Source organism: Actinoallomurus sp. CA-150999, from assembly GCF_050942425.1.
In the GTDB taxonomy this organism is placed as follows: Bacteria; Actinomycetota; Actinomycetes; order Streptosporangiales; family Streptosporangiaceae; genus Actinoallomurus.
Genome location: NZ_CP192063.1, coordinates 4100471 through 4114423 on the forward strand (window position 1 = coordinate 4100471; position 13953 = coordinate 4114423).

The window sequence follows — 13953 nt, forward strand, 5'->3', positions numbered from 1 at the left end:
GGCCGGGGCGACGGCGCGCCCGCCGCGCGATCGGCGTCACCGTGGTTCAGACGGAGACGCCGATCGCGAAGCCGGCCGCGGCCGCCGGCAGCCCGAGTCCGACGCCGGCCAGGACATTGAGGCCGGCCTCGCGGTACGACCCGTTCTCCAGGAGCCGTACGGTCTCGAAGCCGAACGTGCTGAAGGTGGTCAGTGCGCCGCAGAAGCCGGTCCCGAGCAGGGAGACGACCGGCCTCGACAGGTCATGGGCGGCGCCGGTCAGCAGCCCGAGGATGAGACAGCCGATGAGGTTGACGGCGAGGGTTCCCCAGGGGAAGACGCTTTCGCGACGCCGCTGGACGTAACGGTCGAGCAGGTAGCGGCTGGGCGCGCCGACGGCGCCGCCGAGCAGGACGAGGAGGATGATCACGGCTCCTCCGGGGCGGTGCCGCGGCCGACGTACCGGTAGACCTCGACCTGGTCGAGTATGACGAGACCCTCGTCGATGAGGTCGTCGAGCTCGAGGAGGAAGTCGACGATCTTTTCTTCGGCATCGACGATCACGATGGCCAGGGGCAGGTCCTCGCTGAGCGACAGGATCCGGCTGGTGTGGATGTGGGAGGAGGCACCGTATCCCTCGATGCCGCGGAACACGCTGGCTCCGGCCAGCCCGCGCGCGTGGGCGCGATGGACGATCTCGGTGTAGAGCGGCTTGTGGTGGTACTGGTCGGTCTCGCCGATGAAGATCGTGACGCGGCAGGCCCGGCCGTGCAGTCTCATGCGCGCTTCCCTTCCAGGTTCCGGCGTACGGGCAGGCCGGCGACGAGGCGGGCGACGATCATCCCGCACCCGACGGCGGCCAGGCCACCGACCAGGCTGGCCAGCACGTAGCCGCCGGCGAGGAGCCACGCGCCGTGCCCGGCGAGGTTCCTGGTCTCGACGGCGAAGGTGGAGAACGTGGTGTAGCCGCCGAGGACTCCGACGCCGAAGAAGGGACGGACGTACCGGTTCGGAGGCCATACGTCCAGGACGAACACCATCAGCAGGCCGAGCGCCCAGCACCCGGACGCGTTGATCAGGAAGGTGGCCCAGGGGAAGTGGCCGGGCGCGACGGGGACGGCCACGGAGACGAGGTAACGGGCGAGGCTGCCGAGCGAGCCGCCGAGCGAGATCGTCGCCAGGACGCTCCACTCGCGCCGGCGACGGGGTGCCGCCCTGAGCGCGAAGACGTCGCCCTGGGCCTCGGTGTCCTCGTCATCGAGGTCGAGGTCGGGATCGATCGGCAGATCGGCGCGGCCGCCGACCGAGCCATCGGGGAATCGTGAGGTCACGGCCATCCTTCCGGGGTGGGTGCTCATCATCGTCCGGATGCGGGAGGCGCCCGTTCGGGGCGGGCGGCCGCCGGACCGGCGGACCGTGGACGTCACGACGACGACCCTTCGCGGCACGGCACCTCCCTGACGTCAAGTCAGGGACCGTCAGCGGCGGTGCCGCGGTTGTGGGTGAGCCCCATCACCTCAATCCCCCTATTGTGCCTCATCAGCGGGCCGCCGCAGAGACGGCCCCGCCCCGTCGCGTGCCTTCGCCGCACTGATCGGATGTATTCCGGCACCGCTGCGCTCGGCGCCGTTGACTATCTATGGCCTTCACCTGGCATTCCTCATAATGGAACGGTCTACCGGTGACCAGTTGGCTTGCGCATATTGACCTGAGCGGTGGATGGTGGTCCTATGAATTAATTGTAAGGAAGCTTTATCAAAGAGGGATGTGAGGGACTCATGCGATCTCCCACCCGGACGCGGCTCGCGGCAGGGGCGCTCGCCGCCGCACCGGTACTCGGCGTCCTCGCCCTTCCCGGCGCCGCTGCGGCGGACCCCGTCGAGTCCGGCCCCTGGACGTCGTACTCACCCGGCTACAAGGTCCAGGAGAAGGGCTGCGGCAAGGTCGACGGCCTGACGTTCACCCTGAGCTGTTCCAACTCCAGCGGCGAGCAGCGAGCCGAGCGCCGGTACGACACGTACTCCAGCGGCACCCGGCAGTTCGAGGGCTACTTCCGCATCGTCAGCATGGGCGGCAGCCGGGTCAGCCTGAAGCAGACGTTCAAGACGACCGGGCCGTTCTTCCTGCTCGCCGTCGAGAACGGAGGCCGCCTCTACGCCGTGCACGGCGGCGACACCATCGCGACCGGCGCGACGGTCGGTACCCGCGTCCGGGTCAACACCGTCCACGTCGTCGGAAAGCAGCTCCGGGTCTACATCAACGGGTCGCTGAAATACACGACGTCGAGTGAGAGCGGGAGCTTCTACGACAAGTTCGGCGCCTACCGCACCGCCAGCGGCAAGGGGCCGATCAAGGTCGAGTGGAGCGACATCAGCTTCTGGCAGAAGTAGGCCCCCTCGATGAGGGTCTCCATCCTGGCGCTCCTCCTCGTGCTCGGCCTGGCGGGCTGCGGGTCCCGGCCCGCCACCCGGCCTGCCGCGACGGATCAGCCCATCCGGCTCACCGCCACTCTGGTGAAGCCGACGGAGGTCACGCTGACGTGGCGGGACACGCAGCGAGGTGTCGCCGGTCATGTCGTGGAGTTCGCGACGGCCCCCCGCGGCCCGTACACGGTCCTGCGGTTCGCTCCGCCGGGCGAGACGACGTTCACGCATCCGGACCTCATGCCGCAGACGTCGTTCTACTACCGGGTCCGTGCCTACTGTGGGCCGGCCTCGCGCCCGATCGACGTCACCGTCCCCGGAGGGCGGCCGAAGGGCTCGGACGCGCAGCGCGGTGACGACTGGGCGACTCCCCGGCGCATCGGCGGCCCGGCCGACCGGCACACCGTACGAGACGGGAGCGCCGCGGCGGCCCCCACGGATCTGCGCGGCACCGTCATGGCGTCGAACGGCATCAGGTTCACGTGGACCGACCACTCCGGCGACGAGGACGGATACCTGCTCGAGTCCCGGCCGAGCGGACGCCCCGACTTCCAGGTGGTCGCGGTCATCGACCCGGACATCGACTCCTTCGGGCTGATCACCCTGCCGGAGGAGCGGGTCGCGTCGTACCGGGTCCGGGCGTTCGCCTACGGGCGGTCGTCCAACCTCGCCGCCCAGAAGACCGGCGCGGATCCCACGGACCGGTGAGGTGCCAGGCCATGTCGGCGGACAGGCCCCGCGGGCCGGTGAGGTGCCGGGCCGTGTCGGCGGACAGGCCCCGCGGGCTGGTGAGGCGTCGCCGGGCCGTGTCGGCGGACACGGCCCGGTGGCGGCTCACACCGGCTTGATCGATCGCGACCGCGGTGCCGGGTCGTCGAGGTAGGCGGCGGCCTGGACGCGGAAGAACTCGGCGTACGTCCCGTCGGCGGCCATCAGCTCGTCGTGGGTGCCGGCCTCGATGATCCTGCCCTGGCACAGCACGTGGATCCGGTCGGCCGAGCGGACGCTCGAGAACCGATGGGAGATCAGCAGGACCGTACGGTCGGCGAAGAGCTCCCGGATGCGGGCGAACAGGTCGGCCTCCGCGCGTGCGTCCATCGCCGCCGTCGGCTCGTCCAGCACGACGAGCGGCGCCTGCCGGAAGAACGCCCGGGCCAGCGCGACGCGCTGCCACTGCCCGAGGGACAGGTCCGTGCCGCCGGTGAACTCCGACCCGAGGAGCGTGTCGTACCCGCCGGGCAGGTTCGCGACGATCGGGGCGACGCCGGCGCGCCGCGCAGCACCGAGGACCCTGCCACGGTCTGCGAGGAACGCCGGGTCGCCGAGCGCGATGTTCTCCGCGACGGACAGCTTGTAGCGCAGATAGTCCTGGAACAGCACCGTGGACAGCGCCTGTAGCTCGGCGGCCGAGGCGACGGGCCGTTCGTCGACCAGCAGTTCCCCGGCGTCCGGGACGTACAGCCCGGTCAGCAGCTTGGTCAGCGTCGTCTTGCCCGAGCCGTTCTCCCCGACGAGGGCGATGACCTCGCCGGGGCGAAGGTCGATCGACACGCCGTCCACCGCGGGACGGGCGGCCCCCGGGTAGGTGAAGCAGAGCCGGCGGGCCCGCAGGGAGTCGAACGACCAGCGGGTGATCGCGGGCGGTGGCGGAGGGCCGCCCACGCCGGCGGTGAACGTCCGCAGCGCGTCGAGGTGGCGTAGGGAGTCACCGGACGCCCGCAGGACGGACGTGAGCGCGATGCCCTGCTGGACGCCGATCAGCAGGCCGCCGAGCGCCGTCAGCGCGGCCGCCGTGCCGATGACCCCCGAGGCCGTCGCGACGATCAGACCGCCGACTGCGGCGGCCGCCACGGCGTGCCCGGCCAGCCGCGCCCGGATCTCCTTCCACAGGAATCGGCGCCGGAACGCGACCTCCGCGCTCAGCGTGCGGCCATAACAGGCCGTCAACCGGTCGAAGAAGGTACGGCTCAGGCCGAATGCGCGAAGCTCCTTGGCCTCATCCCTGCCGGTGAGCAACTGGGTGAGGTATCCGGCAGTGCGCTGGTTCTCGGTGAGACTCCGCTGCAGGTCGAAATGGGACCGCTGCTGGAGCAGCGCGACGCGTATCGACGGGATCGCCGCGAGGAGCAGAAGCGGAAGCAGCCACCAGGCCATGGCGATGAGCGCGATCACGACTGTCACCAGCGTCAACGCCGTCCGCGTCACCGTCATGACGGTGAACGGCAGATTGGGCGCGTGAATCTGGGCCGCCGTCAGTGTAAGGCGAACCGTGTCGTGAAATCCGGGCCGTTCGAATTCCAGCAGATCCGCCTGGGCCGTGGCCGCGGTCACCGCCTCGACAGCGTCGCGTTCGATGGCGACCCGAAGCACGCTTTGATGAAGGAGGCCGATGACATTGAGCGTGCTGTTGACGAATGCGAAAGCCATGACGATGAGGGCCGATATTCCGGCGCGCGGAATGTCGGCGTGTCCGCGCGCGGAGCCGAGCAGCCCGTCGGCCACTCCGTGTCCGCCGAGGATCATGCCGCCCAGCCCGATCGACTGCAGGATCTGCAGGAGCAGGACGGCCACGACCCGGCGGCGGTCGGCTCGCCACCCGAGGGCCACCCCGAAGGCCAGCAATTGCCGCATCTCGGTAAAACGCCGCCACTGACCCTCGATCGTCATGGTGCCGCCTCTCCTCGCGCCATGCTCTCCCGTTACCGTCCGGCAGTCTGCCACGCGCGGCGAGGAAATGACGAGCGCCCGCGAATGCCTACATCATTGGACAATTCACTTGGCATCTCGGCAATGTCGATCGGCCTTGGTAAGGTCGGGGCAATGTGCCGCCCAAGCAGCGGTCTCTTTCCGGTGAAAGATCGGTTGTCTGGGTGGCGCAGAATTGTGAAATTAGACGGGATGTCCGGACCTGATTCTTCGGGGTGATCGGTGGGAAAACGCGACAGCTTGCCGGATTCGACCCTTCGGGGCGGCACGCTGACCGGTGCCCCGCCCGGAGCGCGGGCCGTCGGCTGCGCTTCGGGCGGGACACCCGTCGGCTTCACCGGTACGGCCACGGCCGGACGGATGGTCGTCGAGACGGTCTGCTCCTGCGGAAGCCGCCATTCGTCGGCGCCGGACTCCGGGGCAGGGGTGAGCGGGGCGGGCTTCCACATGACGGCCGGCCCTGAGACAGAGGCGGGCTCCCGCGCGGGGGCGTCGACGCCCAGGTGGAGGCCCGAGGCGGGGGTGGGCTCCCATGCGGGGTCGGGGGCCGGTCCCGTCGTCGTCGGGCCGTTCGCCGCCGCGGGCCGTCTCGCCCAGACCTGGGCCGACCCGGCCACCGGCACTCTCGGCAGGGGCGCGCTGTCGCAGACACGGCTCTTCTACGCCGTCGCCGACGGCCCGGACGGCCGCGTGGTGCGGTTCTCCACCGACCTGGCCGACGTGGCGGGCGACGGATCCGCCCCCTGGGTCGCCGCCGTCGCGGCGACGCTGGCCGGGCAGCCGGTGCCGATGCCGCTCACGCCACACGAAGGGGTCTTCCAGCTGGCGTGCGGCACGGCCCTGAGCACGTCCGGCGGCCGGGAGCGCCTCACCCTGGACGAGTTCGACCTCGCCGCCCTGGCCGACCAGGCCCGCCGGATCCTCGGGCGTCCCACCGACCCGCGCGAGGTGGTCCGCCGAGCCCTCCGGCACGCCGTCGACGAGGCCCTGATGGCCGCCGGAGGCCGCGGACTCCTCGGCGACGGCGGCGGGCTCGGCGCGGCGGCCCTGGCCGCGGTCGACCCGGCGCGGCTGCGGCGCCTCCACGTCCACCTGGACGTCCCAGTGCTCGACCGGCGGCGCGGACGACTCCCCGTCGGCGCCGAGGTCATCGACGGCACGGAGCACTGGCGACGGGCCTGCGACGACCACCGGGCCGGTGCGGGCGACCCCTGGCCGCCGTCCCCCGAGCTCCTGCGGGGTGCCGGAGATGAGGCCGGACCACTCCTCAGCGGGGCGGGGATCGTCCGGCTGCTGACCGGCGTCGCCGACACGCCCGGCCGGCTCCGCACCGGATGGCGGCAGCTCACCATGGCCGCGCCGTTCCCGACCCTGTTCGGCCGCCCCGGGTGGCGGGCCTGGAGCCCGCCGCGCACCGACGATCCCGCGCCGGCGCACGACCACGCGCACGATGCCGACGCCCTTCTCCCGGGTGGCTGGATCTCTCCGGCCGTCGCCGAGGCCGGCGCCGCCGTGACCTCCGCCCAGACCGCCAGCCACCTGCTTCCCCTCGTCGACGACACGACGGGCGCGGTCCCCGGAGCCGAGGCCCTGCACACCGTTCTCGACCTTCTCGAGCGCCCGGCACCCGGCGACCAGAGGGTCGACCCCGTCCTGGTCTGCGCCCATCCGGTGGTGCTCGGCGCAGCGGTGCTCCTGGCCCGTGACGGTCGCCTGCGGGTACGCCGCCGCGACGGCCACATCCAGGCCGCCCCGCTGCTGCACGACCTGGTCCCGTCCGGCCGGCGGCCCGGCGACGTGACGCCGGACGAGCGGGACGGCCTGCTGGCCGCCGCCTTCGTCACCCGCCGCCTGGCCACGCCGGCGCAGCGCGCGGCACTGCTCGCCCAGGCCGACGGCAGCCCCTGGATCGTCCACGACCGCCTGCGCGCCGTTCTCGCCGACTCCATGCGGGTGCTGGCCGACGCGCGGGCACTACGCCGGCTCTGCGCCGCCGCCACGTGCCACCCCGACCTGTTGGCCACGGGAGGGCGGTCATGAGCGAGCGAATCGTCAGCATGGCGCGCTTGGTCGCTTCCCCGACGGAGGAGGGTTCATGAGTGAGCGGAGTGAGCGAATCGTCAGCATGGCGCGCCTGGTCACTCCCCCGACGAAGGAGGGCTCATGAGCTGGAGGCTCCACGACGGCATCAGCCTGCATCCCATGCCCTTCGGGGGAGCCTTCGTGCTGGACGGCGCCCGCCCGGCCGCCCGGCAGATCGGTTCCGAGCTGGCCGCGCTGCTCGCCGGCACCGACCCGGCACCGGCCGGCCCGCCACCGCCCGCCCTCGCCGCCGAGATCCGCGCCGGCGTCGAGGAGGGGTGGCTGATCGAGCAGGAGAAGACCGCATGAGAGAGCTCGCCGGCCTGTGCGCCGCCGCCGTCCTCGTCGGCGGCGTCGCCGTTCTCGCCCTCAGCCTCGCCGCCAAGCTCACCGACTGGGAGACCACTCGCGTCATCTGGCCCATGACGGGCCGCTCGCGCAGGCTCGCGGGGCCGGCCCAGGTGACGGTGGCCGAAGGCCTCGTGGTCGTGGCGGCGCTCGCCCCGTCGCCCGTCCCGGCGCGCCTGGGGCTGCTCGGCGCCGTCTTCACCGCGTACACGATCGCCGCGCTCCGGATGAGGGGGCGCCGGTGCGCGTGCTTCGGCAGCTGGATTCCGACGCGGTTCACGACGGGGCACGCCGCGGGGTGCGCCGTCGTCGCGGTGGCGGCCTTCGCCGGTGTCATCGGCCCGCCGGGAGTCTGGCCCGCCTGTGGCGAGGCCGCCGCCGGCGTCGGCGTCGCCGGAGCCGCCGTCGTCTGGTTCCGGCGCCGTTCCGGCACCGCTGACCTCCCGGCACCGGCCGACGTCGACCACATCGTCATCTTCACGGCCGAGTCCTGCCCCTACTGCACCGCTCTCGAGGCTCAGCGCGACCGCTACGAGGCCATGGCCGACTGCCCGGTGCGCTTCCGGCGTGCCGACACCGAAGAGGACGCGACGGCCGCGGGTGGAGCGTTCCCGGCCGCCGTCGCGTACGACGCGAACGGCATCGCGATCTCCGAGGCCGCCCATGGACTCGCCGCGATCCGTGACCTGCTGCGCCACTCGACGACCCACTCCAGCCGACCGCGCTCACAGGTGACCACATGACGACAACGATCAGCGCGATGTGGACGGCACTGCGGCTGCGCCGCCAGGACCTGCCCGACCTCATCGCCGGAATGGACCGGCGACCCCGCCGGCGCCGCGCCGTCCGCCCGCCCGTCACGCCGATCGTCCTGACGCTGCGGCTCTTCGCCGGCTTCTGCGCTCCGATGCGGGAGAACGCCCTCGTCGTGGCGGCCCTGCACCGCTGCGGCGTCCCCGCGCAACTCGTCGTGGGCACCGACCCGCTGCCCGAGTCCCACGGGGGATACCGCGTCTATACCTGGATCGAGATCGCGGGCGTTCCGCTGGACATCGACACGCCACCCGGTAATTATCTGGTCGAATTGATCAGATATCCGAAAACGGGCGAACCTCCGCAGTGAGTGCATTTAATTTCGATCACAATAGGATCAAGAATTGCTCATTGACATCGGTTTCACGGCAGGTCATTCTGTAAGTACCGGGATGGCCGGTAGTCGCAAAAAGAAAGGATCTGCCACGCATGCACGGTCTTCAAGAAATGGCCGCGACACGCACCACTTTCACCGTCACCCCCTACCGCAACGAGCGCGAGGCCGAGTCCTGCTACTGGGACGGGACGGCGCCGTTCTGTGCCGGCAACTGCCCGGCCGGATACACCGAGCGGAATCGCAACACCTGCGGCGACGGTGCCTGCTGCTGGACCGGGTACAAGGTCTACTGCTGCAGGGCATAAAGGTCCTTCCAGGGTTTAAAGTCACCGGTCTTTGCGGCGGGTGACATGATCGACGAGAGACTCCGGAAACAGGTCTGCGACATGCTCGACGCGTGCGCCCAGACCGAGACGGAATCTCACAGTGGCGGATATGGCAGCTCGCTCATCCGAATGCCATATCCGCCCACCGTGCGTTCCGGCCGAATTCCCACGAGCCTTCCGTCCGGACGGTTGTCCTTTCATTTCCCGGACGGCACGCGGTGGGCTCCGGAGCGGCTGCGAGAAGTGCTCGGGAGACCGGTCCAGCACCCCACGGAGCATCACCTGTTCGCGGGCGTCGCCTTCGAACCCGGCGGCCCGCGGTGCTGGATCGCCGACGCCGCGGCACGCTCGGTCACGTTCCCGGCCCCGGCGCCGGCCTTACTTCCGGGCGACGAGCTCCCTGTGGCCTGGGCGGGCGAGGCACTCGTGGTGCCGGTGGATGTGTCGAGCGGCCTGCACGACGTTCCAGTCCACCAGGTGATGCCCCGGGTCTTTGAGGCCGCACCGGGCCAACGGGTCCGGGTCCTCGCCGACGCTCACGACACGGAAGACCGGCCATCCCGCTTCGTCACGCTGGATCCGGCGGGAGGAGCGGTCGAGCGGATCCCCCTCGACGCCCGTCCGTACCAACGGGTGCGGGGCGCACCGACCGGGCACGTCGCCGCCTTCGCGCCGGCGATGTCCGGCGGCACGGTCGTGGCGGTCGGCATCCCCGGATCGGCGGACGAACACCTGATCCAGGCCGACGAGGGCCCACTGCTCGAGTTCTGCTGGGTCCGAGCCGCCCGCCACGCGCCACCTTGCGCGCCCCCGCGCACCAGCGGGCCCACCGCAACGACGGCCGCCACGGCGACGGCCGCCACGGCGGCGACGGGGACGGGGATGGCGGGGATGGCGGCGACGGCGGGGATGGCGGGGATGGCGGGGATAGCAGCGACGACTACGGGGACGGCGGCGACGGGGACGGCGACGGCAGCGATGGCAGCGATGGCAGCGATGGCGACGGGGACGGGGATGGGGGGGATGGCGACGGGGACGGGGACGGAGACGGGGATGGCGGCGACGGCGACGACCAGAGGGACGGCGGCGGCGACGACCGTGACGGCGCACCTCGTCGTGGTCACGCGCCAACCGGACGGTTTCGCGATCACCTCGTATGCGGTGGTGGACGGTTCGATCGAGCCCGCACGCCCGCTGCACCGGCACCGAGGGCGCTACCTCCACGCGCACTGCCAGGACGGCCTCTTCCTCCTCGCGCTGGACGCCGATGGTGCCTATTCCGTCCTCGTCGTCGACCCCGGTTCACCGCGGCCCGTCCGCTGTCTGAGCCTCGGCCTCCGGCCGCCCACGCTGATCAAGATCGCCGCGGTCGCTTCCCGTCCGGTGGCGGGTGGTCGGCGGTTCGCCACCATCGATGCCGCGAACCAGCTGGCCGTCTGGGAGGTGCCGGAGGAGGGCGCGACGACCATCACCACGGCGACGGCCGCCACGGCGACGGCGACTACGGGGACGGCGGGGGCGACGACCGGGATGGCGACGACGGCGACGGCGACTACGGGGATGACGGCGGCGACGGGGACGGTGACGGCGACGACCGGGACGACGGGGATGACGGCGGCGACGGCGACGACCGGGACGACGGGGGCGACGACCAGGACGACGGGGACGACGGCGACGGCGGCCGCGAGTCGGCTCTGCGACCTCACCGTGCCGGCGGGTGAGGAGCTCATCACCGTCGCGGGCTGGCACCCCGGCGACGTACGGCCGGTCTGCGGCGAGCGGCGGGTGCGGTCCCCGCTGCCGGCCCACCCCGGAGGGCCGCCGCCGCTGCGCGGCCGGATTCCCGAGGCGGGCGCGGAGTTCGCGCTCCACCTGCCCGCGCGACCGGATCCGTCGGCCGTCCTCGTCTGGCTGTCGCAGGCGGACGAGGCGGTCCCCGCCGAGGGCGCCGCGCTCGATCCCCACTGGCTGACCCTCGCCGGGTTCGGCGTGCTCGACCTGAGGATCGTCCCTCGCTGGTCGCCGGGTGTTCCCGATGAGGAGATCCGGCCTTGCCTCGTCCGGCAGATTCGCGACGCGGTGCTCGGCAGCGGAGTCGCCGATCGCACCGACCCGTCTCGTCTCGCCGTCGGCGGCGCCAGTTTCGGCGCGACACTCGCGTTGCTGGCCATCGCGGACTGTGATCTGTTCGCCACCGCGATCGTGCAGAGCGGTGCGTACTCACGGCAGTTGACGCTCTTGGGCTTCCAGGATGAGACCCGTACGCTCTGGGAGGCTCCGCGCGTCTACCAGGATTTCGACGCGATCGTTAACGCGCCGCGCATCCGGAGGCCGGTTCTGATCATCCACGGCGAGGCCGACCCGAATCCGGCAACCCCCGTGACCCAGGCCACGCTTCTGTTTCAAGCGCTCATCGCCAACGGGACCCGAGCGCGGCTCGTCCTGCTTCCGGGAGAAGGCCACTCGCCTCAGAGCCGGGATGGCCTCGCGACGGCCCTGGCGGAGAAGGCCGTCTGGCTGGCTGCGATGGGCACGTCGCCGGTCTGACGGGTCGGCCTCGGCGGTCGGGCTGCACGACGTGGAGTGCCGCCGGCCTTGTCCTACCGGGCCAGCGTCAGATCCGCGTCACCGCCGCCGGCCCGGCGCCGGGAAGCTGGTCGAGGCTGGAGAGGAACCTGTCGAGCCCCGTGATCCGGAGCATCCGCTGGACGTGCCCGGCGGGGCGCAGGAGGAGCAGGTCGCCGCCGGACTTACGGGCGCGCTTCCACGCGCCGACGAAACAGCCGAGCCCGACCGAGTCGCAGAAGTCCAGAGCGGACAGGTCGAGGGCGATCCGGGACTGCCCCGCCGAGAGCATGACGTCCAGGCGTTCGCGGAGCCCTCCGACGGTCGTGTAGTCGAGCTCCCCGGCCACGTGGATCAGTGACCACTCGCCCCGTGTCTCGATCGCCACATCCAGCGTCGGTTCCTCCGGCCGATCCGCCGCCATGTCGTCTCCACCTCCACGCCGAATGATGGTGGTCTTCACCCTAGGGCCGCCATTCATCCTTGGCCGATCGTACGACAAGCTTGATCACGCTCTTCTCCTTCCGACTCCCAGGACCACCGGGCGGAACGACGGGTGGGCGGATCGGCGACGCGCTCGCGGCCGCCGGCGCCCTTCCCACGGCCCATCCGGTCCACTGCCGTGGGTTACCCCCATCCCGCTGACTCATCCCGATCGACGGAATCACGTGGCGGGAATAATTCGCGATATTTCAAGTTGACAAAGTAGGAAATACTCCGCAGTCTGGAATCGTGAGTCGCAACGTTCCCCTGACGGTGCGCCGGCACGTCGATCTGCGCCGGCAGGCCAGCGCCCTGTGTGCGTCCTCGACGCCCCGGCCCTGAAGATCCGTACCCATGGGAACGAAGGAAGTCAGTCGATGTCACGACTTCAGGTTGCGAAGCTCGACCCCGGCCTCCAGGACGACGATCAGCGCGGGCTCGGCGATGTGCTCCCGGCGATCGGCGGCGACGTGCCGCCGGGCGGCCTCCTCGAGGTGATCCCGATCCCCGAGACGGGCCAGGTGATGGTGATCACGGCGCATCTCCTGCCGGCGGCTGACGCCGGGACGCCGACGGTGGCCTTCAAGACGCCCGGGCAGCCGGCGGTGAGCCGGGAGCGTCCCGAAGAGGAGCCCGACGACGTGGTGGTCGAGCGCGACGCCAGGCGCGTCTGGGTGGACGGGGCGGAGGTGCCGCTGACGTTCCAGGAGTTCGAGCTGCTGGACTACCTGACGGCACGGCAGGGAAAGGTGTTCACCCGGATCCACCTGATGAACGCCGTCTGGGAAGGCGCGGGCGTGGTCGTCCCGCGAACGGTCGACGTCCACGTCCACCGGCTGCGCCGAAAGCTCGGGCGGCACGGCAGGCGCCTCGTGACCGTACGGCGGGTCGGTTACTGCTACCGGCTGCCCGAGGAGCGTCGAGGCGCCGACGGCTCGGCGCCGCGCTGAGCCACCACCGAGCTCAGCCACCACCGAGCTCAGCCACCACCGAGCCGGCCGCGTCCGGAGCGCCGCGGCCCTGGAGGGTCCACCTCCACAACCTTCCTGACCATCCGGCTCGGGTGGCCGTCGGCCCCGCTCCGCCCGGGCGGCCGTCGGCCCGGCCCCGCCCAGGCGGCTGTCGGCCCGGCCTGGCCCGGGCCGGACCGGCCGTCCTCCTCGGTGTGATCTACGCTGGGCGCCGTGACTTCACGTGTCGAGCAGGTGACGGTTCCCGGCGGTGCGTTCGACCTGAACGTCTGGCTGCCCGAGGGCGGCACCGGGCCCGGAGTTCTGATCATTCAGGAGATCTTCGGGGTCAGTGACTACATCGAGGCGGTCGCCGAGGATCTCGCCCGGCTGGGATACGTCGCCGCCGCACCGGATCTGTTCTGGCGGATGCGGCCCGGCTGGCGTGCCGGGCACGACGAGACGGGCCTCAAGGAGTCGCTCGAGCTGGCCCAGCGCTTCGACGCCGAGCAGGGCGCGGCTGACGCGGCCGCCGCCCTCGACCACCTCGCCGGCCTTCCCGACGTGGACGGCCCGGTGGGGATCGTCGGGTTCTGCCTTGGTGGCTCGATCGCCTTCGCCCTCGCCGCACGCGGCACCGCGGCGGCCGTCGTGTCCTTCTACGGCTCCGCCGTGCCGGAACAGCTTGCCCTCCTGGACTCCATCGAACGGCCGCTGCAGCTGCACTTCGGCGGCAGCGACCCGTACATCCCACGTGCGGAGGTCGCCCGGATCGAGGCCGCCGTCGCGGACCGGCCCGACGTCGAGATCCACGTCGAGGAGCAGGCGGGGCACGCCTTCCACAACCGCAAGGCGCCGATGTTCTACGACGCCGAGCCGGCCGCCCGCGCCTGGCGTCGCGCCGAGGACTTCCTCGCCCGCCACCTGCGCTGAGCCGGTGC

General features: G+C 71.5%; 16 protein-coding genes. 11 read left to right on the forward strand and 5 right to left on the reverse strand.

The features are described from left to right. Positions 1 to 46: 46 nt before the first annotated feature. From crcB (ACQP2O_RS19215) to crcB (ACQP2O_RS19225), 3 genes are read right to left on the reverse strand one after another with little or no spacing between them, the layout of a single operon-like run. Positions 47 to 409 (reverse strand): fluoride efflux transporter CrcB, encoded by a 363-nt coding sequence (gene crcB, locus ACQP2O_RS19215; protein WP_433186680.1) that lies wholly within the window; start codon positions 407 to 409, stop codon positions 47 to 49. After that, on the reverse strand, positions 406 to 759 hold the full coding sequence (locus ACQP2O_RS19220; RefSeq protein WP_433186683.1) for a DUF190 domain-containing protein: 354 nt from the start codon (positions 757 to 759) through the stop codon (positions 406 to 408). The genes crcB (ACQP2O_RS19215) and ACQP2O_RS19220 overlap by 4 nt, the downstream gene beginning before the upstream one ends. Further along, positions 756 to 1310: a fluoride efflux transporter CrcB gene (gene crcB / locus ACQP2O_RS19225; protein ID WP_433186686.1), complete on the reverse strand. Its 555-nt coding sequence runs from the start codon at positions 1308 to 1310 to the stop codon at positions 756 to 758. The genes ACQP2O_RS19220 and crcB (ACQP2O_RS19225) overlap by 4 nt, the downstream gene beginning before the upstream one ends. 447 nt (positions 1311 to 1757) lie before the next feature. Here crcB (ACQP2O_RS19225) and ACQP2O_RS19230 point away from each other — a divergent pair, with 447 nt between their 5' ends. Together ACQP2O_RS19230 and ACQP2O_RS19235 are read left to right on the forward strand one after the other, a co-directional pair. Then, complete coding sequence (locus tag ACQP2O_RS19230) at positions 1758 to 2369, forward strand: hypothetical protein (protein WP_433186689.1); 612 nt, start codon at positions 1758 to 1760, stop codon at positions 2367 to 2369. Positions 2370 to 2378: 9 nt separating this feature from the next. Beyond that, the gene (locus ACQP2O_RS19235; protein ID WP_433186692.1) at positions 2379 to 3110 is read left to right on the forward strand and encodes a hypothetical protein; all 732 of its coding nucleotides are present in this window, start codon (positions 2379 to 2381) and stop codon (positions 3108 to 3110) included. Positions 3111 to 3236: 126 nt separating this feature from the next. On the opposite strand, the gene ACQP2O_RS19240 is transcribed toward ACQP2O_RS19235, so the two are convergent. Beyond that, a complete protein-coding gene (locus ACQP2O_RS19240) occupies positions 3237 to 5069 on the reverse strand; it encodes an ATP-binding cassette domain-containing protein (protein ID WP_433186695.1) in 1833 nt (610 codons plus the stop codon). A 279-nt stretch (positions 5070 to 5348) separates the two neighbouring features. Here ACQP2O_RS19240 and ACQP2O_RS19245 point away from each other — a divergent pair, with 279 nt between their 5' ends. The 6 genes from ACQP2O_RS19245 (at position 5349) to ACQP2O_RS19270 (ending at position 11561) form a co-directional block, all read left to right on the forward strand. Further along, the gene (locus ACQP2O_RS19245) at positions 5349 to 7148 is read left to right on the forward strand and encodes a hypothetical protein (RefSeq protein WP_433186698.1); all 1800 of its coding nucleotides are present in this window, start codon (positions 5349 to 5351) and stop codon (positions 7146 to 7148) included. A gap of 123 nt (positions 7149 to 7271) precedes the next feature. Next, entirely contained in the window at positions 7272 to 7499 is a 228-nt protein-coding gene (locus ACQP2O_RS19250) for a hypothetical protein (RefSeq protein ID WP_433186701.1), read from the forward strand. Then, positions 7496 to 8281: a hypothetical protein gene (locus ACQP2O_RS19255; RefSeq protein WP_433186704.1), complete on the forward strand. Its 786-nt coding sequence runs from the start codon at positions 7496 to 7498 to the stop codon at positions 8279 to 8281. Before ACQP2O_RS19250 ends, ACQP2O_RS19255 begins: the two co-directional genes overlap by 4 nt. Then, positions 8278 to 8661, forward strand: a complete 384-nt coding sequence (locus ACQP2O_RS19260; protein ID WP_433186706.1) for a hypothetical protein — start codon at positions 8278 to 8280, stop codon at positions 8659 to 8661. The genes ACQP2O_RS19255 and ACQP2O_RS19260 overlap by 4 nt, the downstream gene beginning before the upstream one ends. Positions 8662 to 8780: 119 nt before the next feature. Then, positions 8781 to 8993 carry a hypothetical protein gene (locus tag ACQP2O_RS19265; RefSeq protein ID WP_433186709.1) on the forward strand — a complete coding sequence of 71 codons (213 nt, stop codon included), beginning with the start codon at positions 8781 to 8783 and terminating at the stop codon, positions 8991 to 8993. Positions 8994 to 9203: 210 nt separating this feature from the next. Next, positions 9204 to 11561 (forward strand): alpha/beta hydrolase family protein, encoded by a 2358-nt coding sequence (locus ACQP2O_RS19270; protein WP_433186712.1) that lies wholly within the window; start codon positions 9204 to 9206, stop codon positions 11559 to 11561. A gap of 67 nt (positions 11562 to 11628) precedes the next feature. Here ACQP2O_RS19270 and ACQP2O_RS19275 read toward each other — a convergent pair whose 3' ends face one another. Further along, positions 11629 to 12003 (reverse strand): STAS domain-containing protein, encoded by a 375-nt coding sequence (locus ACQP2O_RS19275; RefSeq protein ID WP_433186715.1) that lies wholly within the window; start codon positions 12001 to 12003, stop codon positions 11629 to 11631. A 308-nt stretch (positions 12004 to 12311) separates the two neighbouring features. On the opposite strand from ACQP2O_RS19275, the gene ACQP2O_RS19280 reads away from it, so the two are divergent. From ACQP2O_RS19280 to ACQP2O_RS19290, 3 genes are all read left to right on the forward strand, one after another. Further along, positions 12312 to 12404 (forward strand): putative leader peptide, encoded by a 93-nt coding sequence (locus ACQP2O_RS19280; RefSeq protein ID WP_433186718.1) that lies wholly within the window; start codon positions 12312 to 12314, stop codon positions 12402 to 12404. Between the two features lie 35 nt (positions 12405 to 12439). Further along, positions 12440 to 13012 (forward strand): winged helix-turn-helix domain-containing protein, encoded by a 573-nt coding sequence (locus ACQP2O_RS19285; RefSeq protein WP_433186721.1) that lies wholly within the window; start codon positions 12440 to 12442, stop codon positions 13010 to 13012. Between the two features lie 234 nt (positions 13013 to 13246). Then, positions 13247 to 13945, forward strand: coding sequence for a dienelactone hydrolase family protein (locus ACQP2O_RS19290; protein WP_433186724.1), 699 nt, complete (start codon positions 13247 to 13249; stop codon positions 13943 to 13945). Positions 13946 to 13953 lie beyond the last annotated feature (8 nt).